Consider the following 21,829-nt stretch of genomic DNA (forward strand, 5'->3'; position numbering starts at 1 on the left):
TTACTTACTCTCCTTTCGCGTAGCTCGCTCTGCCTTAGCCTTTATTTCTGAACCAACCAAATTAACGATTGATTTTGGAATTGGCCATCCAGCTCGATATGCATTCGCCGTTAGGCTGTTCCAAGTATGGTAGAGCAAACCGAAAGTCACTCCATAAAATAAAAATCCCGGTGTGCCCATAACTTTATCTAGCTGGTTAGCTAAGGCAGGTAATGCGATAAGAAACAAAGTTCGGGGAATTCGGGATAGACCATATTCTGATGAATATGAGTCATCTTTTTTAGCTGCAGCTACACCTGTCATCCAATCAAGCCCGATTGTAAAAAGTAAAACTCCAATAATCTCTACACGATTGGCATCAATGCCATAAAAATATTGAAATAGGGTCGACAGTATCGCACCTACTGTTGCTGCCCAGCCATTGGCAGGTGTTGCTACATTCTCTAAGCTTTGTAGAAACTTCATCAGCTCATCTTCCTCTCACCCCCTTGGGGCAAATAAATAGCCCCGCTAGGCACGGAGCTTGCTGTCGGACTTGTTGTTATAGAAAGAGGAGCCACATCATCAGCCCCACAAAAAAACGCCCTCCATTTTGGAAAGGCGTTTCTACTTTTGCGGTGTTACAATAATCATGTCGTATTCGTCTTGGGTGAGTTGTTTCTTTGCCAGACATGTTTGAAGCTGAACGTCTGTCACCCTGCGCATGACCCACATATTAAGCAGAAAAGCATACATTTTATTCACCTCCCTCTATATAGATGTAACCATTCAAACTTGGACAACCATTCTATTAGACAGCGGACGGCTGGGAAAGGATTAATTGCAGGACAGCTTCTTCCGTCGCAGCCTGACGCGCTTCCATTTCTACAATTCTTTGTTCCGGTGACTTGTATTCGACGTAATCAGGGTTAGGAACGATGACGTCTTCCCCATCCACCCCGCCTGCTACGTACAAATATTTGTGACCGACGAGATCGGCTGGGATTTTGGCTTCATCCATTTCGCGGAAATCGAGGGTTCCCTCAGTGTCGACGTAGATCGTGTTGTCTGAAACGATCCCTTGTTCGTCGCGACTCGCCTTGTGCGTTTTATCAACAATGATACCTGTGTCTTTCTGGAAAATAATGTACATACCTTTGATTCCTCCCTATTTTTCGTACCCGATGTATTCGTTCATATAAAACCAGTTTTGATCTTGATACGCAAGTGCTTCCCCGATTTGCGCACCTGTATAATTAGCGGATCGCGCCGAATATCTATCTACGTTAGAGGTGTTATTCGATGGGTTCAAATACTGAAAATACCCAGCGTACATGGGGACCCCGTTGAAATCATCCGTCTTTACCTTCCCTTTCAGGACTGTCGTTCCGTCTTGTTGCATAATTCCGATAGGGTATCCTTCCACGAACATACTCGCATCGAATTTGGCAACCTGCATATACGTGCTTGACGCATATGCCCCCATTAAAAAACTCCCGTCAGCCGCCTGCGCGATGTCGATTATACTTCCCGAGGTAATACTCCCAAGAATGCTGTCAAAAACGATGAATGGCTCACTTATGATCAACCCGTCCCTTTCTGGCGCTAACTCCACGACAAGAGCAACCCCAAATCTGGCGGTTGACGTCCCGATGCTTCCCCTGTAGGTAAGCGAGTACCGCCCTACGAACGCAATCTTATCCGTTCCCAATCGAACGACTATCGGGTTGTTCTGCCCTGCGTTGATATCAAAGACCAGTTCGCACGGTTCGTTGAACGGGTTTTTCTCAAACCTTCCCAATACGTTTTCGACCTCTACTGGTTGGTAGAAAGCATGTGGTGTGTATTGGGTGTCGACCAGCGTGATCATATTTTTGTGTATACCTTTATGTTTCTTGTGATACAGAATTGCGACCCTGTGTTGTCCGACGAGTGCAACCTCCACGGCAGTCCCGTCCGTCTGGATCGCGTCGTTTGTGAGTGATGAAGAAGCAATCGTAACGCCCTTCGTTGTCGTGTTGATGGTAGCCACAAAGGTTCTCCATGTTTTGGGGTTTGACGCTACTTCTGACCTCATTATGTGGAAAATGCTTGTCTCGCTCAATTTGCAAATTGCGCCGACCCCTTGGATTGCTGCGCCGTATACGGATGCAATAATGGTAGTGGTTGACCCAGTCGCAACGCCGCCTAGTTGGTCAGTCTTATACAGGACGACCGCTTTATTGTCTACGACCCCATTAAGGTACGTAATGTAAACCGCGTCACCGCTCAGGATACTTTCAAATCGCGGGAATTTCACCGCAACCGCATTGACGATATTTGTAAACGTCCCGATGGCGGTCAAGGCTCCCGATACCTTGTCGACGGAATACGGTTGGCATCGGATAAAGTTCGTTGATGTCCCGTCACAAAAACCATAGACAATTAGGATTCTATCTTCGCTCGGATACTTCAAGACATAGAAATGCGTGATATTCGTGCCAAGATCAGATAAAACCGTTACTGTACCCGGAACCAAAGCGTCCCCACTAACAAGAAAGGGCTGGTAATTAATCGAGCCACTATAGACCGTTAGGTGCATAAAACCAATGCCCATTGGCACTAATTGATATTTATGATACCCGCCAGCCGTAAAGGAACGAATCAAGCTGTCTGTCAGCTTCTTATTGCCTTGGTTGATCGTGTTGCATGCCTTGGTCGAAACCGTACCGTCGGGCTGCAAATACGAAATTAGACCTGCCTTCGTTGCTCCGCTGATTGGGTATGTTCGTTTAATCGTTTGCATTTACACTATTCCTCCCTCGTCCATGTATTTGCGAGGCATTAAGAGTTCCGTCGCGGAAATTGCAACGCCTACTTTCTTCCTTGTCTTTTTTCTTGTCAATTTGCCGTTTTTATCAACGTAATACTTTGACCCCGGCACGAGGTTCGACAACCCCTTCACAATCCCCCGCACTTGAACGCGCAAATATTCATTGTTTCCAGCGTTTTCCAGTGCGATTCCCATGAATTTTGGATCGTTATTGATAATGGTTCCGTCGATAAAATCGCGGTCATTGTTGATGCCCATTTGGACAAAGGAAAATGCTGTGTAAGGCGAATATCCAACCATATCGACGATCCGTTTCGCGAAATCATACTGGTTTTGATAACCTTTTCCGTTATCTACTTGCGGGTTCCCTCTTGCATTAACGGTCGCGTTGCTTTTTACTACATGCTTCGATATTGGCGCGGGGTTCTTGTTTTGCGTGTCGTACAAGGCATACACCCACGCTGTCGCTGTGTACAAAACAACAACCGCATGTGTACTGAAAGAAGTGATTCCGGGTTCGAGTGGTATTAGTTCGCCGAAAAGGGCGTCACCCTCCCCCATGATATTTGTTAAAATGCGTGCGTCCGCCATTGCTGGGACTGTGATATTCGCGTTAGCGTCCCAGTCAACCTCGAACAGCCTGTATTCGTTTGGTGCTGATTTTCCAAAACACAAAAATCTGTATATCCCATTATCTGCCGTCTGTCTCGGGATTGACACGATCCCGAAACATGTTAGCGACGACGTCATGGTGACTGATTTAACCCCTCGGAACGTTATTGTAGGCGACGTGGTTCCGCTGATCGAGAGTCCCCCGAATACAGTCGTTGTCGTATCCGTAGGAAGCATGAAAAGGAGGTTTCCTGAGCCGCTTGCTATCCTAGCGTACATGAAATTCGTAGATGCCGTGCTTGCTGTATATGGCGCTGTCGAAAAAGAGAACACCTTGTTCGTTACGGTAATGGCATAAACAACAGCATACCCGCTGCTATTCCGCAAAAAGTAGCAATTGTTTGTTTGCGATTGGTTGTAGAGGTATCCATAAGAAAACCCTGTTATTGAAATCGTGCTAACTGTTTCCACGAACGAAAGCGTCATGTCGACGCTGTTTACGGTGATGTGTACAGCAGCGATATTGGTTCCTTTTGCCCCAACGAAAATGGCTTCATTCGATCTTTGCATATAAACAATATCGTTGATCGAGTTCCATGAATTCCACCCCGACAGGGTGTACTTCTGACTTTCTCGTTTGTTGCCTTCCATGTCGTACTTAATCGCCATCATAGCTACAAGTGACGTTGCCGTGTCGTACCACACAAGGATTTGAACATCTCTCCCTTGCTGGCTATCTAGCACCGAAATCATCTTCACGCTCCCGGTGTTGGTTCTGGACGGGTACGTCTCCGTCAGTGGTTTGTACGATTTTTCAATTGCTGTTTTCGCTGTCCAAAAATGGAGGGCGACGGGGTCGCCCTTTATGATGTCCCCCGTCGCTTTTTGTCGGACGATAATGTCATCGGCACTCTCTGACTTACCCCCGATCAGTCCGTGCAGTTCGTGGATGTTTCTCATAAGATCACTCCCCGTTCACTTCTTCTACAAGATCGCCGTCGAGATCATAGAACAACGTCAAGTAGTCTTCCCTGATTAACGTCGTGCCGTCTTTTGCGTAGCGCCGAACTCGCCGCCCATAATACTGCCCGTCGCTGTTTTTGTTGATCAACTCGCTTTTTGTGTGCAGCGTCCCATTCAGTCTATTCATGTCGATAACGGTGAAAATGCCGTTCTCGTCTTTGCCTGAACGAACAGGGAAAAGAGGTGTTGTGTCGTCTTCTAGGTCGACAATTCCTCTTTTGGCGGACGAAATATCCGCCTTCATCCCGATGACGATTTCGTCTTGTTCCAGGCGCCAACTTTCCAATTCATGAATACGCGACTCTTGGTTGTTCTGAACGGGGAAAACGACTGTATTCATCAGCGATTCGACCGCTTCTATTGCAGTCGAATTGCTAGTTGCATCCTCTTCTAACGCCGCAATTTTTTGGTCGTAATAATCGAATGACCTGTTGAGTTTTTCCGCACCCTTTTGAAGCGAATCAGGTGCGGAAGGATCGAGGACAATACGTTCAGTGTTGGTTGACATGTTCGATCCTTCCCCCTTTCATCGTTGGATTACGTCAAATGTACCATCAGATTTCGCGCCCTTGGTGTAATCAACCGAGACGACGACAACTGTCTGATTCGGACACGCGCTTTCCCCGATGCAGATACGTTTGCCGAGAATTTCAATTGCATAAAGTCTTGGTCGATTTGAACGCTTGAAACGGCTGACCCGAAACCTATCCAGTCCGTGCCGTTTAGCGAGTATTCGACGATTTGGTTCGTGCCTGACGGCGTATTCAGTTCGACATATGCCGTGATCGTGGTGAAATTCGTTGCCGATGTGATTTCGCGGCTGACATACGTCCCTCTGTCTTTGTACGCCAACGGGAACGCCCCGACCGCAGCTTGCACGACAGCAGAAGAGCCTTTCGACTTGAACATGGCACGCACATAAATGTCGTTCGCTGTCTGGTTGAACGCCGTCACGCTGACGTCGTCAAGAGCGTACCAACTTGCGTTATTCGGCGAGTATTGCCACTGGATTTCCGCATTCTTTGGCACGATTTGAGAAACCGCAATCACCATTTGCGCCGCGCGATCAACTGACATTTTTTTGAATTTCAAATAATAGGTTGATTGCACGAATTTCGCGCCGATCAGCCTGAATTTGAGATCCATGTCTTGATGTGCTGTCCATGCCGACGCGTTGGAAGACGAAAAAAGCAAGCCGATGTCATACGGCTGTTTTGCGACGACTTTCTGTGTGTAAAGATCCTTTTCGCCCATTTTCGCGACGTGCGCCCGATAGTTGGACGATGGTGTCAGCAATACGATTGCATATTCGACGTTAGCTTGCAAAAGGATCGGGTCGGGGAATTTGACTCGCGTTGCAACTGTCCCGTTTGCCGACACACTAATGGCGCTAGATTTAAGCACCGTCGACGACAGGATCGTCATAGAAGGGTATCCATTGGCTACCCCGCGAATTTGAACCGTAACGTCGGCGTTCGGGTCTTTTTGTCCGAAAAACAAGTCAAGACCAGTGATGTACCGTTCTTCCGTCAGCATAAAAGTTTGCGCCAACGGGTCATATAGACGCCATGACGGGATCTCCCAAAACGTCGATTCAATGACTTGTTTACGACCTACACCGACGTATGATGCTTTTGCCTCGTTCTGTTTTGCCATTGTCTGCCCATCCCTTACACTTCGTTATAGAAATACACTTCACGGGTTCCGCTGCGAATGTTCGGCGGAATCATAAACGAGCATTGGAATTTGCCCAGTCCGTCCGCCCTGATTGTTCCCGGCGCTGTTCCTGCGACCGTAGTTCCTAGCGGCGTCAACGTGACAGGGACGCCGTCAAATTCTGCCTTGATATTATTGCTCATTGGCTCGAACGCTTCGCCGTAGACGATGACTTCGCGTTGTCGAATGTATGGGATAGCCTCGTCCAGCAGGATCGACGTCGTGGTCTTGGTCGACCCAACTTTGCGCCAGTCGTCCCACCATCCCCAAACCTTTTTCGTAATAGTCTGCTGTTCGATCCATGTGTCGCTCGACGGCGTTAGACGGATCGTCGCGATGTTACCGAATACCATGTATGGGTTCAGGTTCATTGTTTGCGTAGTGAAGGACTGGTCGATCAGGACTTCTTCGGCATACTGCGACGTGACCAATCTTTCATGTACCTTTGCCGTTGTACCTGACGTGTCGATTTGTAGGTCGTAAAAATCCCCGTCAATCGGCAGTTGCAGCACGTTTTCGGCTGGGTTCAGCATGGCGTCAAAATCAGGATGTCCGATGTCTGTGCGCTCGAAATTCGTAAAGTTGTCGGTGAAGATCCCCTTCTTGGTCAAGGACGGGTCGGAAAGCTGCGCTGCCGTATCGAGGCTGGCAATCGCTTGGTTGTACTCGGCGCGTTCCAGGCGCTCCAGCAGCGACCGCAATTCCAGCATGGTCAGGCGCTTCGGCTTGCGGTTTGTGACGACGACCTGATTGCTGTTTGGCGGCAAGTACAATTCGCCCAATTCCAAAACGTCAGGTGGTGAGGTCGGTGCGAAAGCTGTAACCGCTGGTTGTCCTTGGATGACTTTGATTTCGTTCTTGGCGTCGATGTAATAGACGTCTTTACGTGCCAAGTAAAAGTCGTAGGTCGTCTGGAATGTTGACCCGTTGACTGGTTTGTCGCCAGTAGTAAGGAAATAGACTCGGTCGGCGCTCTTGTTGTAGTCCGTTCCTTGCACCATTACTTTCGTGTATTGGTATTTGACTGTGTAAGACGTCCCGCCTGCTGGCTCTGCTCCTGCGAGTGACCAGTCGACCGAATCGCCCACCTGTTGGAAGTCAACACCCTTCACATATGTGGTTCCGCCTTGCTTCACTTCCACGATATTGACGACAGGTGTATTCGGCAGGGTGTCAGACGTTCCGCCAATATTCCCGCGCGTGATCGTGTCCGTGCGCTCGACTGTCGCTGTGACTTGCGTGATCTCTTTGACTGGCTTCGAGTTCAGTGTGTAGAGGTTTGTTCCAGTCGTGTACGTCTTCGTTTCGTTGATGACGGTTCTATAGTCCAAGGCTTTTGGAATCTCAATCCTTGTCGGAACGAGTCGGGATAATTCATAGCCGAGTACATACGCTTTCCCTGCGTCAACGACAAGATTCACGCTCAAGGAGTTTTTCGGTTCGATAAACCCATCCATTCCAGACACAAGAAACGACCCTGATTGATCGTATGTTCGTCGCGCCAATACAGGCGTGAAGCCTTCCAATTCAGGAGGAACCCTTGCCGTTACCAATTGCCCGTCTATCAGGCGGTACATGGTCGTAGCTGCTGGGTCGTTAATGTACCAGCTGGGGTGTGAAACCGTTCTGTCTGCTCCTGGCATCCCAAAATTAGAGTGGCTGACAGCAGGATCTAAAAGTTTCGGGTCATCTTCATATGTGATTACCGTCATGGCCACTTTTAACCCGATGTCTTCTTCTCCCTTCCCTGTGATTTGCAGAGTCGTGTCAGGGATGTCGTGGACGATCCCGTCCAGATAGACGCGAGCAGGACTGATCCGCAGTTGCGTTTTTTGAGCATTGATATACAACTCTCCGCCCTCGATAACGTGGCCTGAACCGAAAATGATGTCGCCAATTTGCTTGTCCCGATGAAGCGCAATTGATTGTATTTCGTTCAGTTCCGCGCTTTGGATTCGTTTTCCACCGTTAATATCGACAGAAACCCACTTGTCCGCGGGATTGAAACGATTGTAATGCGTCATGGCTCGCCCTCCTATAATTCAATAATGTATTCAATGCTTTCCTTGGATTGCTTGTCCCTAGCAACCGGGTCAAGGTTCGAAAGGTTGATGAAAAATCCGTAACTTTCAACATCGGCGGGCAGCAGCACATCCTTGTTTACTGGAATCCCCGTCTTTAGCTTTACGCTAGTGAATACGCCCGTTTGTCGGTACGTCGTGATTGGAAATTGATCGTATTTAAACCATGCCTGTACATAAACCCAACGACAGTTATTAGCGATTGCTTCTACTTCATCAACAAGGCGGTATTTCTGCCCTATCGTGATCTCAATGTCTCCCAGCGGATCAGGTAATGCATACCTGACTTGATCCGCACGTTTCAATGCGACCAACTTTTCGATTGTCCCGTTGTACGCTGGCTCTGGAACCACTTCAGGTGTACCAGTCCAAGGCGTGTTCTTCCCAGCACCAACGAAAATGCTCCCGTTGTGTAAAAAATTGTAGGCGTGGAAGGTCCGCAATCCTACCACGTCAGATGATTTAATACCCATTCCATGCACCCCCTACGGCATTACTGTGATTTTTGATCGCTGGACGACCAATAGTTTGTCCACGAATGTTAGGTCATCCAGAAACGTTATATTTGGCGTCCAGAAAGCTTTACGCTGTCCGTCACAAATCGACGAGAAATACTGCGATCTAGCGACAGCCGAGTCCATTTTACGACCGCTGGCTTCTTCGTTGTCTCTTTCTTTGTAGTTACTCGTTGTGAAAAATCGGGTCTGTTTGGTAATGGTCTTCCCTTGTTTCGCTTTGAGGTATGCTGCGACCCTGACACCGAAGAGATAACGGAATCCTGCAAGCCCCATTAGTTTTACGATTCCGCGTGCGACTCCCACGGTTTCAGGTGTCGCGAAAATAACAGAGGTAAGAGGTCCAAACTCCCAGCCGTCGGCCAATACACCAAATTCGGAAAGATCAACACCATCCTCCGGCATGAGGCGATAGGATTCTTGTAATCCGAATCCTTGTCCAAGAATAGATTCAACCGTCATTCTGCCATTAGTTGCCCTCAACTTTGCAAGTAGATCCTCATCGTCATCAGCATCAAGCTCGCGCCTCCAAAGTTCCAATGAAGGCTCATACATGAGATGAATGAAAAATGCTTTCCAGATGTCGCTATCCACTGGTAGATAGTCCGATGCTGCATTCATAATCGCTCGCATGTGCCGGCTTTTTTTATAGTAACTAGGCAATTCCTCCATTAGTGCATTCCTTTGCTCTTCGCTCATGTAATCGTCACCACCGGATCAATTTGTGCATCTTGCCGAAGTGTAATACTGGATGTCGGTAAAATAATCTGAGCGTCTGTTGCGCCGGCACCAACCAACGCAGCAAAAATCTGAGCAAGGAATAAAGTCCCACCAACACCAATGGAACTCGTATAAGCCAATATTGTTTGTCGAGCTTTTTCTTTATCCAACCCGGTGACAGCAACTTCAATGGGTACAGCTTGTTTACTAACAGGGCGAACAACTATATCAAGGCCAGGAGTCTTACGACGATCAATTATTGCCCTAACTGTCTCCAATAAATTAGGGATCGTACCGCCGACTACCAAGTCAACAGTGCCGATCCCTCGTATCAAGTTAAGTCCTCTTGCGTAGTTCACACCAGGTATTGAGAATGCCCATCGCTCATAATCTTCTAATGCTCCGCCGCGTTCTGGATTCCGTTTATGGCGCAACACCCGGTTGCGTAAATCCTCCGTAGGCTCGTTTTTATCCAGAGCTAACCCGTAATCTATTGCCATGAGCTCTAGATATTTCCTCGTTGCAGTTACAGCAAATGCCTGTTCGATAATCTTGCCGCGTTCCGTTTGATGCTTAAAAAGCGCTTTTGCAATCGGAGCAAGAGCATCGTATATAATCGAGCCTTCGCTTCTGTCTAAGTCTTCGGCAACAGTGAGAAGCATCTCGTATAATATCTGTTGGAAGGTCGAACCTTCTAGAAAGCTTAAATCCGTTTCAAACATCAATCACCATCTCCAACACCCCTTCTTCAGTGATGATTAAAAAGTAGATTTTCAAAATGTTGCTTTCCCACTGAAAAGAGAATTTTTCACATCGTTCTATCCCGTACAAATATTCCAAAGCCTCGCACACCAAGCGCTTAGCTTCCGCTTGTTTCCACTCCCGTGTTCCATCGCTTCTGATTAACGCCTTTAGTTCATGCCCATAATCTGAAGAGTAGATTGCGAAAGTATAGCGATCTGTAAGGAGAGCCTTTGTTGCATTTTGAAGTAATGCCTCTTCGCCCACAATCATCACCGACTTTCCATCAGGCCGAACTACAAACTGACCAGCTTCAAAGTCGTACTTATACGTTCGAAGAACGTTGGGGATGGAGCGTTGCTCCAGTTCAGGACTCTCATCTTCCAACTGGAAATCTGGAAAGATACTCATGGGCTCACCACCCGATCAATGATGTAATAGGCTGAGCCTACGGATAGGACGAGTATCTTGTCATCTTTCTTGAGGACATCCTCGAATTGCTGCTCCAAGTAATTGTGTTTGAACGATGTGTATGGAGCTGCTAGATCATCGGTATCCAAATAGTCCTCCTTCTTCATGTCACCCAGATCCCGTTCAGCTTTCTCTTGGTGAGTAATGGTGACAATCCGCTTATGCCTCGCCAAATGCTCTGCAATCGTAAGAAACTCCTTACCGATTGGTTCAGCCATTCCATCGATCAAGATTTTCAAATCTGGCTGGGGCTTTATGACAGTTGCCAACTCAATTCGAATATCTTTCTGAGGTGGCTTTGCACCATTCTGGCCTTGCTTTTGATCCATGCCTGATAGAGTATGAGCAAGCTTTTGAAATCCGTTCATTTCCCACTCACCTCCATCTGTAAATCGAGCTTCATTTCATGGTAACCAGGGCGAATCGTGTGGCTGTCGCCAAAAACAGTAAATGTCCCTTGCAGCGCGGTAATCTCCTCATAAACACCAATCGTGGTACCGGCAATCACATCATCAATTCCTAAAGAAGTAACAGCAGCTTGTTCCTTTACCCGGCTGAGGTTCTGCAGCTCTTGCTTAGCAATCGAAATTTTGTTTCCCCGATCTTCGTCTTGTATTTCAATCACTTTAACAAGATGGCCATATCGTTTGGCGTTGGTTGCGTCAACTTCATCATGCAAAACAGAGAGGTAGTCGCTATCGCTCCCGATGACTCTTACAACCGTTCGCATATCTGCAATGGATCGCTTGCGCTCCGCATTTAATAGATTGCTGCCTTGCTGTATTTTCCATTGTCTTATTTGTCCGCGCTGCGTTCCAACATACACCTTTCCCTGATCGATCCAGCACCAGTAACGATCACCAGTGGCACGGTATACTTGATTAAGGACGTCCACGACTGCATCCCATACGCTTTTCCCCCGAATGACCTGTTTTTCCACGGCGGGCATTGCTCCGATACCGCCCACAGGAATACCATGCTGCGCAAAAATTACATTTAGGAGCTGATCGGCAGGTCCCCCTGTAAACACCACAGCTACATCGTTATTGAGTAAATAAAAGCCGAAGTCATATGCGACAGGATTAACGTCTCCCTTTGCCGACTTCCCCAAATCCACTACCATACCGGTAAACAGGGAACGTGGAGAGCCTGAGAAATAGGAAATCAACTCCAGAAGGTCACCCTCCTCCACATTCACATTTGGCCAGAAACGATCTCGACCATTGTTTGTCTTAACTGCTAGGGTTCGTTTTGCTTCCTGCCGACTTCCGGACCAAGTCGCTTCTGTAAAGGGGAGGCGAAGCGCTTTTTTACCAGGCTTTTGGAATCGAACCTCATAATGATATTTCGGAAGCATTTGCCCCCTCCTTCCTGCTCTGTCATCGTGAATTGTACTTGTCGACTAAGGATTCTTTTCCGCTTTTTTTCTTGGTTGCTGACACTTTGGCTTTTCGTGTATCTGGTCGTTTTCCTTTCGCCGTTGTTTGGAAAGGAATATTTACATCAGTGCTCTCAACCGTAACGAACCTATACTCTTTCAATGCCAAAGTGAACTCCAGATCAAACCCGTCCCAATCGTAGCTAAAATCTCGTATCGTCACTGGGACATTGATTTCACTTCCTGTTACCGTGAATCGAATGGGGTAACCTGAGTTTTTCCAACGTATAAGGGTATCCTTAAATTCTTCAGGAGAAGGGAACCCATCATAGTCACAATCCCCCGGATCATATGACTCTGGCCATCTGGTTGAAAAAGAATACTCTTCCAATGTTGATTCCCCGATGATGGTCGCTTCCCCAATTGCGACGAGCTCAATGTCGATGTAGCTGTGTCCGATCTTGACTGCTATTTTCGGCGGGATGACAGGCAGACGAAGCTTTTCCGCGTTATTGTTCCAGGTTAACCAGAACTCCAGATGCTTGAATTTCATCTCCCTACCTCCAATTAAAAAGACGCCCTACATTTGTAGAGCGCCTTCCAATTTACTTGTATTTCACTGCGGTGCCGTACGCGATATGTACAGCGCCACTATACTGATATCTGAAACAGATAACCGCATCTGCGCCTTGCTCTTTAGCCTTCTCCGCAAGCATATTAATAAAAATATCCATATCACTTGATATTTTTGCTGATGCAACCGAAACAGTCCCCATTGGCTCATAGTCTCGGTTCAGCTTATCAGATGTTATCACGAGCATATCAACTTTTGAATTCGAATCTTTTTTTCCACCAAAGATACCCACATCAATACACCTCCTTCAAAGAAGATGTATTCGATTCTCAGGAAGACTTTACCTTCTACTCAAGAACAACTGTTCCAGTTCCCGCAAATATATGCCCTGTTTTTTCTGCAACTATTTCCGCAATTTTTTCTGCGAGCTTTTCCAATTCTCCAGGTTCACTGACGTTTCCGCCCTGAACAATCACCTGAATTGTTTGTTGTAGTTCTACCCGAGTTTCACTTGATGTAGCACCATCTGTGAATGACTGAGCCGTACCAGTACCTAAGTTCGACAGAGAAGGGGTATAACTTGGCATTTTGCTGAAAGTACTGTCCAAAGCTGCGGTCAGTGAATCGTCCGCTGCCTCTACTCCGATCGCCATTGTTTCAGGAATTGCCATACCACTATCAGTCAGACGAGAAAACGGTCCCAAGTCGGCATCAGAATGTGGCAAAAATTGATCTGCCCATTCGAATGCACTTGCGAGTGCTTCCGCGATTTCGTCCTTTACAGATAAAATCCCGTCAACGATGGTTGTGATAATTTTTTTACCGCTGTCGAACAACCCACTGATCCAACCATCAAACCATCCATCTATTGTCGTAAAGGTATTGAAGAACGTTTCCTTGATGGTATCCCATGCCCCTGACCAATCACCAGTTATGAACTGGATGAATGCTGTGAAAATTCCTTTCCAGAAGTTAAACAGCATTTCAATGTATGCACTAAGGCCATCCCATGCAGCGATAGCCATCTCTTTGACCCAGTTCCACCCTTGTACTAATGCTTCACTGACCATATCCCAGTTATCATATAGCCACCACCCCACCGCTATCAAAGCAATTACAGCCGCTATAATTAATAGAACAGGCCAGAGAGCTGCTAGTGATGACAACCCAAATCCACTCATTGCAAGAGACGCTACTCGAAGTCCAGTAGTTATTGGCGTCCAAAGTCCAGCAAGAAGAATTAGAGGCCCAATTATCATGGCAAGTACTGAAACAATCATCATAAAGGAAACCGCAACTTTAGTAATAAACGGATGCTCTTTTGTAAAATTACCAATTCCTTTTGCTATAGAAGCGAGAAAGCTAACTATTGGTTTGGCTACCTCCAAAACGGAGTCTCCAATTGGTTCAACCGCCAGCTGCATTTCATTTGACATGGCCAGCCACTCGTTCTTAACTTGACCAATGATTTCAGTGGTTTTTCCTGCGAAATCTTCGAGTGGTCCAGCATTTAGCATAGTCATTAGCGCCTCACGACCAACATCTTCATATTGAGTACCGAAGACATTTCCTAAAACATCATCTTGTATCTTCTGATCCTTAATGGACGCTATACCAGCTGTGATGGCAAGGATAGCATTTTCTGCTTCTTTCCCACCTGCTTTGATTTGATCAAGCATGTCGAACAATTTCTTTTCCCCAAAGATTTCCTCGAGTGAACCCAAGGCATTTTCATCGAGAGCCTTGTTCAAACGGATACCAAAGCCTTCTTTGAATGCATCACCCAGCTTGTCAAAATTAAACGCCTTGTCCGCTCCTGCCGCAAACATACCCATCATCCGCTCGGCGCTAATCCCAGCCTCTTTAAACTGCGGTGAATACTCCCAAATAGTATCAAGTAAGTCGTCTGCCTTGTCGCCGACCCGTGTATAGACAGCACCAATCATATCCAATCCTTTTATTGGATCGGTAGCCCATTGGCCCTGCATCATGTCGAGAGCTTTAGCAATTCCGTCTTGATCAAGTTTTCCAAACGATGCCTTTTCAAGTGCAAGAGCTCCTTCAGCAACCTTTCCGATTTCCTCATCTGTCCCCTCAAGAAGCTGCCTTAGTTTGCCGTACGATTCAGCAGCTTCTAAAGGCGCCTCAACAAGACCGGTAGCGTAGAGACCCTTTACTGTCTCCGACATGGTCTCCATCTGTTTATCAGTTGCCCCGACATTTGCCTGTAATATACCGAGAGCCTGATCCATAGAATGGGCAGACACGGCTGCAACTGATAACCCGGCAGTAATCGCTGCACCACCAGCAGTTGCCAGCCCCCCAATTTCTTCTAAATGGCCTGCTACAGCGTCAACATGCTCCAAAGACTCGGCAGTCTCGTCACCAGCCCTCGCAGCATCTCGTAAGGCACGTTCTAATCGTGAAATTTCCCGAGTATCAATATCCCCTTCGGCACGTTCCACCTCGTCCATTTCCCGCCTGAGTCTTTCAGCCTCCCGTTCAGCCTCACTGAGCGCATTATCCAAATCTTCGATTGGCCTAATGTCAAAATCATCAAATAGATCATCAAAGGCATCTTCTACACCGCCGGCTGCATCTTCTACATCATCTAAGCCATTCAGCAGACCTCGCATACCTCGAAGGAGATTGGTTAGCTGTCGAGTCATTTTATCCTGAAACTCTAAGGTGGTTGTCAAAGCCATCCGCTATCTCCTCCTTCCTTTTGCACGCCTACCTTTATTTCGTTCCATCTTCTTCGCTTGCTCCACCTTACGTTCAATCTCCATCGCTGTAGAAACCATGACAAACTGTTTTTCACGTTCTGAAAGACATAAGATTTCTGAGGGGAGCTTGTTTTTCTCTTGCCAAATATAAGAAAAGAGAGCCAGCTCGGGGCTCTCTTTTATGAGTTTTTTACTTCTTCCTCGCCCTCCTCATCATCAACAAAGTCGCTGATTTCGGAAATGGCTTCAAATAACGAATCAATTTCGTTAGGGCTGAAAATGCATGGCACAACATCAACGGCTGCAATTTTATTGAATTTGGCGAGCACTTGCGGCGAATCAATTTTAAAATCGGTACGATCGGTATCAATACCCGCAATGATGATTTCAGCTTTTTGGCGCAAATCATCAAATTCTACTTTCCGTTCTGCTTTGCTCTTTTTACCTGTTACAGAGACTTTTAGCGCCGCTTTCCTAGCCTTGAAATATACTTCACCTGAGACGGAACGAATCGGCAACTTTGCACTCTTCCTTTTCCAATCCCATTCAGACTTTACTTGCTCGTTTACGTCCATGCTCAGAAAATCTTCCATCGTCAAAAACTGACTCATTCTAGCTTCCTCCTTGTGGGTAGCCCCGGCTTATTCTAAATAAATTCGTAATCGTCAACCGTACCTTCCAAACTGGTATCCTCATCCAGTTCGCCATGACTCCATTTCGCCAATGCCAAGGAGTCTGGAGAAAACCCAGTTACCGCAACCCTATACTTCCCGGCAACTGGATCATCCAGTTCCCCGATGAAGTTCACTTTCTTTTCAGGGCTTGCTGCAATTTCCTTAATGATTTCCTGAATATCAGCTGTACGCTCAAACGTTGCGGTCATGCTGACAGAAGAGGCCAGGACACGATGGCTTTTACGTAGCCGTCCTGCCCTTTTACTTTCGCCCTTCTCAAATTCCTCGTTAAGCTCAAAACCAGTGCATTCAGGGAGCTCTTTCCCGTTCTGATTATAAAAATGCCCATGTGTACCAGAAAACGTTTCTGCCATGCTGAATCACCTCATTTCGCTTTGTTGTAGATATAAATTTTTTCGAGTGCATCCTGATGGCGGAAGCCAGCAATGAAATGGCCTGCATTGCGAGCTGGTGTGTAAATGGGGTCATCCCCGTGATACTCTGGATCTTCTATAAACTCGTAATCGTTCGCAATGACTTCAAGCGTGGCTAGTGGTCTCAAAACATCTCGCTTCATCATTTGACAAAAGGCTGCACGACGGGCAGGACTATTACTGTTTGGCTGCTGTCGAATCCAGTCCTTTCCTGCCTTTTCTTCTGCGTAGAGGATAGTATGGAAGGTATCCGCCACCCGAATTTTCCCAAAGTCCTTAGACTGATCTGGACCTGGAATGGTCAAGGTGTTTACAGGCTCCTGGATGATTACCTGTCTGTTATCCATGTTCAGCATCAGCACGCCAGCTTGAACCATTTCGATTAAATCTGTATCTGGGTCCCACTCATTCGTTAAGGATTCAAATGGGGTAATGTACAATGCCATCGTGTAATTAAGCGGTAAGGATGCCATCAGAGACGCTATATAAATAGCCACTTTTGAACTCGCATAGATTTTGTCTTTCCAACGAGCTCCGCTGCCTACATTGACGACAGCCATGTGATTCACATCAGTAGATGCTTTCATGATGTTTTGTTTGTTTTTATCTCTTGTTTCATCGCCACCAAATGCAAACTTGATGTAATTCCCAAGTGCATTTTGCTGCTTTGTCCAGTCTTCCGCAGCGGCATTTAATGCGGGGTCAGCAATACCAAGGGTAAACACACTGTACTTACCTTTTTGAGTAGCAAGCGCATTTTGGTAAGCCGTGTATTTAGTTGCCTCAATACTGTTTCCGCTGTCGCCCCCAGTCAGGCTTACACCTGCAGTGACATCGGGCAGCGTATCCGTCAATTTTTTCAATGTAACAAATTCGCTATCTGCAAAAGCAGCTACCAGTTCATCAACCGTCTTTCCAGTCCGGCTATCTACCAGTTCAAACCCTCGATAAATAATTATTTCTGTCTGAGAAGCATCCAATAAACTCGGCTGGACCACAACTTTTAGGTTGTTGCCCGCCTTACCCTTGTGCTTGGCTTCAATGCGAAGCACCTCGTTCTCCCCATTTTTCAAGACTACGTTTGCAGCAGATGCACTCTCGCCAGCGACCCTGTAAAGCAAGACTTCTGTTGGAGACGGGTCAGCAGCCCAAACCAAATCTAGCTCTTCCGCAGCTCCGAAAATTTTCTCAGCGGAGGGCTTGGAGCGGACTGTGACAAACTCACCGATTGGACCCCAATCAGCGACAATTGGCAGTGCAAGCTTTCCTCGATTACCGATTGTCGTTTGCTCTTTGATGAATGACTTCAAAAACGAATAGACACCGGATAAAACTTTATCCTCCCCGGGCTGGAATTGTCCTGCCATTTACTTCACCTTCCTTTCTTTGAATTTCTTCACAAGCTGCTCTGCCTGCTCGACCGTTATCTCTTCTGGAGCATCAAAAAAGGTAGCAATTGCTTCTGTTCGGTTTAACCCGAATTTCTGCTCTGCCACCTTCAAAATTTGTTCTTTTTTATATGCCGGCTTTGACTGGCTATTGTCTTGCTCCGTTTTGCGAACCATAGCGCTTGTCTCCTTTCCTCAGCGTTTCGTCATAACGTCTATGGATTACTTCCAATGGGTCGTAAATCGTTGGCGTATATGGGATATAAACCGTATATTTCAGCTCGTAAGACTGGTCGAGGTTATCTGGCTTACTCATCGTCAAGCGGCACTCTCGTAGATACCCTATCTGTTGCCTGTCAGCGTTATAAAGTGGGAGAAGCCAGCGACGATCTGCAAGGTTTTGCCTGACGGCCATAGATAGACTTGTGAGCTGCTTGATATCCTTTGCCATCAGGACAAAATTCATGGTCCCTTTTTCTCGATACGCATCTGCGCGCCGTGGTTCTGGGATTCGATATGGTTCCTCCACAAACCACGTGGGCCGTTTGAAGTCTTTGGGCACTGAAAGATTCTCTGTTTGGATTCCTGTCAAAGAAAACAGCCAGTGCCTTACAGACAGTACATCATCACCCATCGGGGAACAACCTCCTTGCCAAATCGTCGAGCTCTTCTTTTACCAACTCTTCCATGATTGAGTCTACTTCTTCTCTTGATTTTGATAGGTAGCGCACTCCAGGAATGCGTTTTCCAGTCAAAACCATTCCATAGTCGAACAAACTTGGATTATTTCCCGCACTCTTTTCCGAAAGATATTTTTCATAAGCTGCAGGATCATACCTGAACTGGTCTCCCCTCCAGTAACCTGGTACGAATTGACCAGCTTTCTGGGTATACCCTTCCTCAATATAACGAGCATACTCCAAGTTGCTACCTACAGTTATTTCTGCTCGACTACCTTGTAACGAGAAGTTAAATAGGTTGTTTTGATCACCTACGGACAATGACGATCTTAATAGTCCTTGGTCAACTGGAACACGATCTTGAGCACCCCTTAACACCTGAAAGCCAGCTTTCCGAGACACGTTCTCCATTGCTGCTGTAACTTCAGTTTTACTTCGTTTTTTTAAGCGTCTATACAGTTTTTCTAAATCTTTTTTGTTGACTTGCGCCATCAGGGTTCTGTTTCCTCTCCCGTGTCCGGATCGATCATTGTGATCACTACTTCGTAATGATGTAGGCTTTCAGCGCCGTATACCGGATAGGGCAACCCCACTTGATACAGGTTGCTTGTAAATTCAGGCTGCTCAATCTTTAGCCGCATACCTGCCTTCAAGCCCGGGTACAGGGTGTGCATCAGAAAATCTTGGGGGGTCGCCTGCCTACCTGTAAGCTGCTGAATACGGCTTGGGGAACCTGACACCCTGCAAGGCACTCCCTGAGCAATTGGGAGCCATTCTGAGCGATCTTTTCCACCGGTGAAGGGGTCAGCATCCCCCTGAAGGTCTAAGAGGGCAAATGAGTGGCACAGCAACCGCTTATATTCGGTTAGATCATCCATAGCTTCTGCCCCCTGTTTTTTCGATACTTCGAAAGGATGCCTTCGACTTTGGGGTCATTGCTCACATAAGAGAATGACTCCTGATAATCTCCTTGCTTGGTGCTGCTCACTCTTCGATCTTGGGCCATATCTTTAATCACCATAGCGACAGCCAGCTTTAATTCATCAGGGACAGGATTTGGTACGTTCACCTGTCCCTCAACATATATGTTCGCTCGTAATACAACTGATGCAAGACGTTCCGGTTCCCATGAGGCGAATTCAGAGTAAAAGTCGGTTAATTCACTACTTGTCAGAATCGCCATCGGTTTTCACCGGTTCTTTATTTGTCGTTTCACCAACTGGGTCGTCTTCAAGCTTGTATCCCAATGGTTCGTAAACGACTTCGAAAGCCTTCCGCGTCACTTTCTGTTTTTTCTTGTCTTTGCCACCGCTGATAGTCAGCATATCATTCGGTCTCATCATAAGTTTTTGCTCCTTTCTAGCAATTAAGGTGTATACCCAGTTGGACGCAGGACACCAAACGCGGCTTCCTTGACTACCAGGAATGCCACATGGAACGTAGCTTTCAGCGCAACCATATCCTGTTCTGCAAGAGAAAGAGGCTTACCATCTGCAGCATTGACGCTTTGCAAGGTAGCCTCTTTCAGGATTTCGTATTCGATTTGTTGCAGGATGCCGACCTTGGACTTTTTGTAGTCGCCAGCAATAAGATCCGCTTTTGTTTTGTCCCATGCTCCATTGCGGCAGTATTCAATAGGCAAAGCGTACAGGGAATCTTCGGCAACCCCTTCACGGACGGAAGTCAGATAGAGCGGATCGCCTTGGCTGTTTTTCAGACCACGCAGAGACGATTTCAAACCAAAGTGGGCAGCGAATGCACGCGGCTCTTGGTCATCAGCTTCAATCAATGCCATAACGCTGTTCACGTCATCCGCGAGGTTTTGCCCAGCTACTGAGCCTCGGGTAAAGGTGTTACCAGAGTTGGCCGCCGCAGTCAGGATATTGGTTGCAAACGGCGATTCCGTACCGATGAAGGCAGCTGCATCCAACTTGGTGTAGAACGCTTCTGCGATGTAAGGCTTCAGTTCCTCGAAAACGTCAATACGCGGGCGACTGAGTGCTTCCTTCGACATCGGAATAATGACACCCAATTTTTTCGCCTGCAGCGTTACTTGTGCCCAGGTTGCTTTGGATGTTTTGATTCGTTCACCTTCACCGACCCAGTAGGCACCTGGGCCATCGAGCAGGACAGGAATCTTCTTTGTGGCCGTAGTCATTGGTTCCAAATCTGCAAGCTTCATGATCGCAGAGCCGCGAACCACGTCCTTGACGATGTCCGTTGCAGTTTCTTCAGGAATCAAGCCAGTTAGTTCGGTGCTGAGGGTAACCCCTTCTGCAAATTTTTGAATGTCAAAAGGAAAGGCTGCGGTCAAAGCCATTACTGGCAATACGCTCATTTGTTTTTTCATCATGGATAGGTTCCTCCTTAGATACGCTGCATTTTACGCAGGTCTGAGATATTTGGGATTGTGCTTTTTTGATTGGTCGGCAGCTTGGCGGCTGGCGTGATGCCCCGTGTCGTACCTTCGCTTTTTAACCATGGTTTAGCTGTAATCAAGTCGGTGACATGCTTTTCGATATTTTTGATTTTGCCTGCATCATTCACTTCAATCTTGGAGAGATCAGCAAGACGAATAGCGTCGGAAAGCTTGTCCGCATCAATTCCTTGCTTGATGGCTTCTGTGATAAAGGCATTTTCAATACGCATGCTTTGGATCGTGCTGTTGGCTGTTTTCAAATCGGTATCACGTTCTACGAGCTTCTGCTCCGCTGTTTTTTCAGCTTCTTGCTTTTGCTTATGGGAATCAACGATTCCCTTCAAATCTTCAGCTTTTTCAATGCCCAAGCCTTTGAGGAAATCACTAACCGCCCCTTTTAACGCGGTATCGTATTCCTCCTTTGAGGAAAAAGCTACCGCAGGTTTACTTTCCCCTGCTTTATCGACACCAGCAGCTGCTTGACCACCTCCCCCATTGGCGCCTGCAGCTGCGCCGGCACCACCACCGTTACTCCCTGCCTGACCACCCTGGCCACCTCCGTTTCCGCCATCATCAGCACCAGCATCGTTAAATCGTTGCATCTTAAAGGTCCAATTTGATTGGAGCTTTTTCATTTGTTTCCTTCCCCTTCCTCATTTTGAATTTCAAGTGAAACATATTCAGGATATTGCTGTGCTATTGCTTGAATCCCCAGCAACGCAGTCTGCATGATAGTGGAGATTCCAGCGCAAACAATGTCCTTCCCATGCTCAGCATAATTCGCATGACCAACTGCTTCAATTTTCATTTCCCCGTTGTCCAGAACCGCCTTAATTCTGATCACATCGACCTCGCCTCCTTTCAGGCAATAAAAAAACACCACGAT

Annotated in this window: 29 protein-coding genes; all 29 read right to left on the reverse strand. The window is 46.9% G+C overall.

What is annotated here, in order from left to right:
• Positions 1 to 465 carry a phage holin family protein gene (locus SB752_RS17035; RefSeq protein WP_410716805.1) on the reverse strand — a complete coding sequence of 155 codons (465 nt, stop codon included), beginning with the start codon at positions 463 to 465 and terminating at the stop codon, positions 1 to 3.
• A gap of 141 nt (positions 466 to 606) precedes the next feature.
• Positions 607 to 735, reverse strand: a complete 129-nt coding sequence (locus SB752_RS17040; protein ID WP_410716806.1) for a hypothetical protein — start codon at positions 733 to 735, stop codon at positions 607 to 609.
• A gap of 55 nt (positions 736 to 790) precedes the next feature.
• On the reverse strand, positions 791 to 1,132 hold the full coding sequence (locus SB752_RS17045; protein WP_410716807.1) for a hypothetical protein: 342 nt from the start codon (positions 1,130 to 1,132) through the stop codon (positions 791 to 793).
• Positions 1,133 to 1,147: 15 nt separating this feature from the next.
• Entirely contained in the window at positions 1,148 to 2,764 is a 1,617-nt protein-coding gene (locus SB752_RS17050) for a hypothetical protein (protein WP_410716808.1), read from the reverse strand.
• A complete protein-coding gene (locus SB752_RS17055; protein ID WP_410716809.1) occupies positions 2,765 to 4,363 on the reverse strand; it encodes a hypothetical protein in 1,599 nt (532 codons plus the stop codon).
• Between the two features lie 4 nt (positions 4,364 to 4,367).
• The gene (locus tag SB752_RS17060; protein WP_410716810.1) at positions 4,368 to 4,934 is read right to left on the reverse strand and encodes a hypothetical protein; all 567 of its coding nucleotides are present in this window, start codon (positions 4,932 to 4,934) and stop codon (positions 4,368 to 4,370) included.
• Positions 4,935 to 4,963: 29 nt separating this feature from the next.
• Complete coding sequence (locus SB752_RS17065; protein ID WP_410716811.1) at positions 4,964 to 6,082, reverse strand: hypothetical protein; 1,119 nt, start codon at positions 6,080 to 6,082, stop codon at positions 4,964 to 4,966.
• A 14-nt stretch (positions 6,083 to 6,096) separates the two neighbouring features.
• On the reverse strand, positions 6,097 to 8,166 hold the full coding sequence (locus tag SB752_RS17070; protein ID WP_410716812.1) for a DUF4815 domain-containing protein: 2,070 nt from the start codon (positions 8,164 to 8,166) through the stop codon (positions 6,097 to 6,099).
• An 11-nt stretch (positions 8,167 to 8,177) separates the two neighbouring features.
• Positions 8,178 to 8,696: a hypothetical protein gene (locus SB752_RS17075; protein WP_410716813.1), complete on the reverse strand. Its 519-nt coding sequence runs from the start codon at positions 8,694 to 8,696 to the stop codon at positions 8,178 to 8,180.
• A 12-nt stretch (positions 8,697 to 8,708) separates the two neighbouring features.
• Positions 8,709 to 9,437, reverse strand: a complete 729-nt coding sequence (locus SB752_RS17080) for a hypothetical protein (protein ID WP_410716814.1) — start codon at positions 9,435 to 9,437, stop codon at positions 8,709 to 8,711.
• A complete protein-coding gene (locus SB752_RS17085) occupies positions 9,434 to 10,180 on the reverse strand; it encodes a baseplate J/gp47 family protein (protein WP_410716815.1) in 747 nt (248 codons plus the stop codon). The genes SB752_RS17080 and SB752_RS17085 overlap by 4 nt, the downstream gene beginning before the upstream one ends.
• Positions 10,173 to 10,610, reverse strand: a complete 438-nt coding sequence (locus SB752_RS17090) for a DUF2634 domain-containing protein (RefSeq protein ID WP_410716816.1) — start codon at positions 10,608 to 10,610, stop codon at positions 10,173 to 10,175. The genes SB752_RS17085 and SB752_RS17090 overlap by 8 nt, the downstream gene beginning before the upstream one ends.
• On the reverse strand, positions 10,607 to 11,038 hold the full coding sequence (locus SB752_RS17095; RefSeq protein ID WP_410716817.1) for a DUF2577 domain-containing protein: 432 nt from the start codon (positions 11,036 to 11,038) through the stop codon (positions 10,607 to 10,609). The genes SB752_RS17090 and SB752_RS17095 overlap by 4 nt, the downstream gene beginning before the upstream one ends.
• The gene (locus SB752_RS17100) at positions 11,035 to 12,027 is read right to left on the reverse strand and encodes an XkdQ/YqbQ family protein (RefSeq protein WP_410716818.1); all 993 of its coding nucleotides are present in this window, start codon (positions 12,025 to 12,027) and stop codon (positions 11,035 to 11,037) included. The genes SB752_RS17095 and SB752_RS17100 overlap by 4 nt, the downstream gene beginning before the upstream one ends.
• A 22-nt stretch (positions 12,028 to 12,049) precedes the next feature.
• Positions 12,050 to 12,601, reverse strand: coding sequence for a hypothetical protein (locus SB752_RS17105; protein ID WP_410716819.1), 552 nt, complete (start codon positions 12,599 to 12,601; stop codon positions 12,050 to 12,052).
• A gap of 52 nt (positions 12,602 to 12,653) precedes the next feature.
• On the reverse strand, positions 12,654 to 12,914 hold the full coding sequence (locus SB752_RS17110) for a selenium-binding protein (RefSeq protein ID WP_410716820.1): 261 nt from the start codon (positions 12,912 to 12,914) through the stop codon (positions 12,654 to 12,656).
• A 55-nt stretch (positions 12,915 to 12,969) separates the two neighbouring features.
• Positions 12,970 to 15,327 (reverse strand): phage tail tape measure protein, encoded by a 2,358-nt coding sequence (locus SB752_RS17115; RefSeq protein WP_410716821.1) that lies wholly within the window; start codon positions 15,325 to 15,327, stop codon positions 12,970 to 12,972.
• A gap of 200 nt (positions 15,328 to 15,527) precedes the next feature.
• Entirely contained in the window at positions 15,528 to 15,959 is a 432-nt protein-coding gene (locus tag SB752_RS17120; RefSeq protein ID WP_410716822.1) for a phage tail assembly chaperone, read from the reverse strand.
• A gap of 35 nt (positions 15,960 to 15,994) precedes the next feature.
• On the reverse strand, positions 15,995 to 16,396 hold the full coding sequence (locus SB752_RS17125) for a phage tail tube protein (RefSeq protein WP_410716823.1): 402 nt from the start codon (positions 16,394 to 16,396) through the stop codon (positions 15,995 to 15,997).
• An 11-nt stretch (positions 16,397 to 16,407) separates the two neighbouring features.
• A complete protein-coding gene (locus SB752_RS17130; protein ID WP_410716824.1) occupies positions 16,408 to 17,823 on the reverse strand; it encodes a phage tail sheath N-terminal beta-sandwich domain-containing protein in 1,416 nt (471 codons plus the stop codon).
• Positions 17,824 to 18,021: a YqzN/YkzM domain-containing protein gene (locus SB752_RS17135; protein WP_410716825.1), complete on the reverse strand. Its 198-nt coding sequence runs from the start codon at positions 18,019 to 18,021 to the stop codon at positions 17,824 to 17,826.
• A complete protein-coding gene (locus SB752_RS17140) occupies positions 17,993 to 18,478 on the reverse strand; it encodes a hypothetical protein (RefSeq protein WP_410716826.1) in 486 nt (161 codons plus the stop codon). The genes SB752_RS17135 and SB752_RS17140 overlap by 29 nt, the downstream gene beginning before the upstream one ends.
• Positions 18,471 to 19,016 carry an HK97 gp10 family phage protein gene (locus SB752_RS17145; protein WP_410716827.1) on the reverse strand — a complete coding sequence of 182 codons (546 nt, stop codon included), beginning with the start codon at positions 19,014 to 19,016 and terminating at the stop codon, positions 18,471 to 18,473. The genes SB752_RS17140 and SB752_RS17145 overlap by 8 nt, the downstream gene beginning before the upstream one ends.
• A complete protein-coding gene (locus SB752_RS17150; protein ID WP_410716828.1) occupies positions 19,016 to 19,264 on the reverse strand; it encodes a hypothetical protein in 249 nt (82 codons plus the stop codon). The genes SB752_RS17145 and SB752_RS17150 overlap by 1 nt, the downstream gene beginning before the upstream one ends.
• Before the next feature lie 125 nt (positions 19,265 to 19,389).
• Positions 19,390 to 19,707 carry a head-tail connector protein gene (locus SB752_RS17155; RefSeq protein ID WP_410716829.1) on the reverse strand — a complete coding sequence of 106 codons (318 nt, stop codon included), beginning with the start codon at positions 19,705 to 19,707 and terminating at the stop codon, positions 19,390 to 19,392.
• Complete coding sequence (locus SB752_RS17160) at positions 19,688 to 19,867, reverse strand: hypothetical protein (protein ID WP_410716830.1); 180 nt, start codon at positions 19,865 to 19,867, stop codon at positions 19,688 to 19,690. Before SB752_RS17160 ends, SB752_RS17155 begins: the two co-directional genes overlap by 20 nt.
• A 23-nt stretch (positions 19,868 to 19,890) precedes the next feature.
• Positions 19,891 to 20,877, reverse strand: a complete 987-nt coding sequence (locus tag SB752_RS17165; RefSeq protein ID WP_410716831.1) for a phage major capsid protein — start codon at positions 20,875 to 20,877, stop codon at positions 19,891 to 19,893.
• 14 nt (positions 20,878 to 20,891) lie between these two features.
• On the reverse strand, positions 20,892 to 21,578 hold the full coding sequence (locus tag SB752_RS17170) for a hypothetical protein (RefSeq protein ID WP_410716832.1): 687 nt from the start codon (positions 21,576 to 21,578) through the stop codon (positions 20,892 to 20,894).
• Positions 21,575 to 21,787, reverse strand: coding sequence for a ribosomal-processing cysteine protease Prp (locus tag SB752_RS17175; protein ID WP_410716833.1), 213 nt, complete (start codon positions 21,785 to 21,787; stop codon positions 21,575 to 21,577). Before SB752_RS17175 ends, SB752_RS17170 begins: the two co-directional genes overlap by 4 nt.
• Between the last annotated feature and the right edge of the window lie 42 nt (positions 21,788 to 21,829).

Source organism: Brevibacillus sp. SIMBA_040 (assembly GCF_046535075.1).
In the GTDB taxonomy this organism is placed as follows: domain Bacteria; phylum Bacillota; class Bacilli; order Brevibacillales; family Brevibacillaceae; genus Brevibacillus.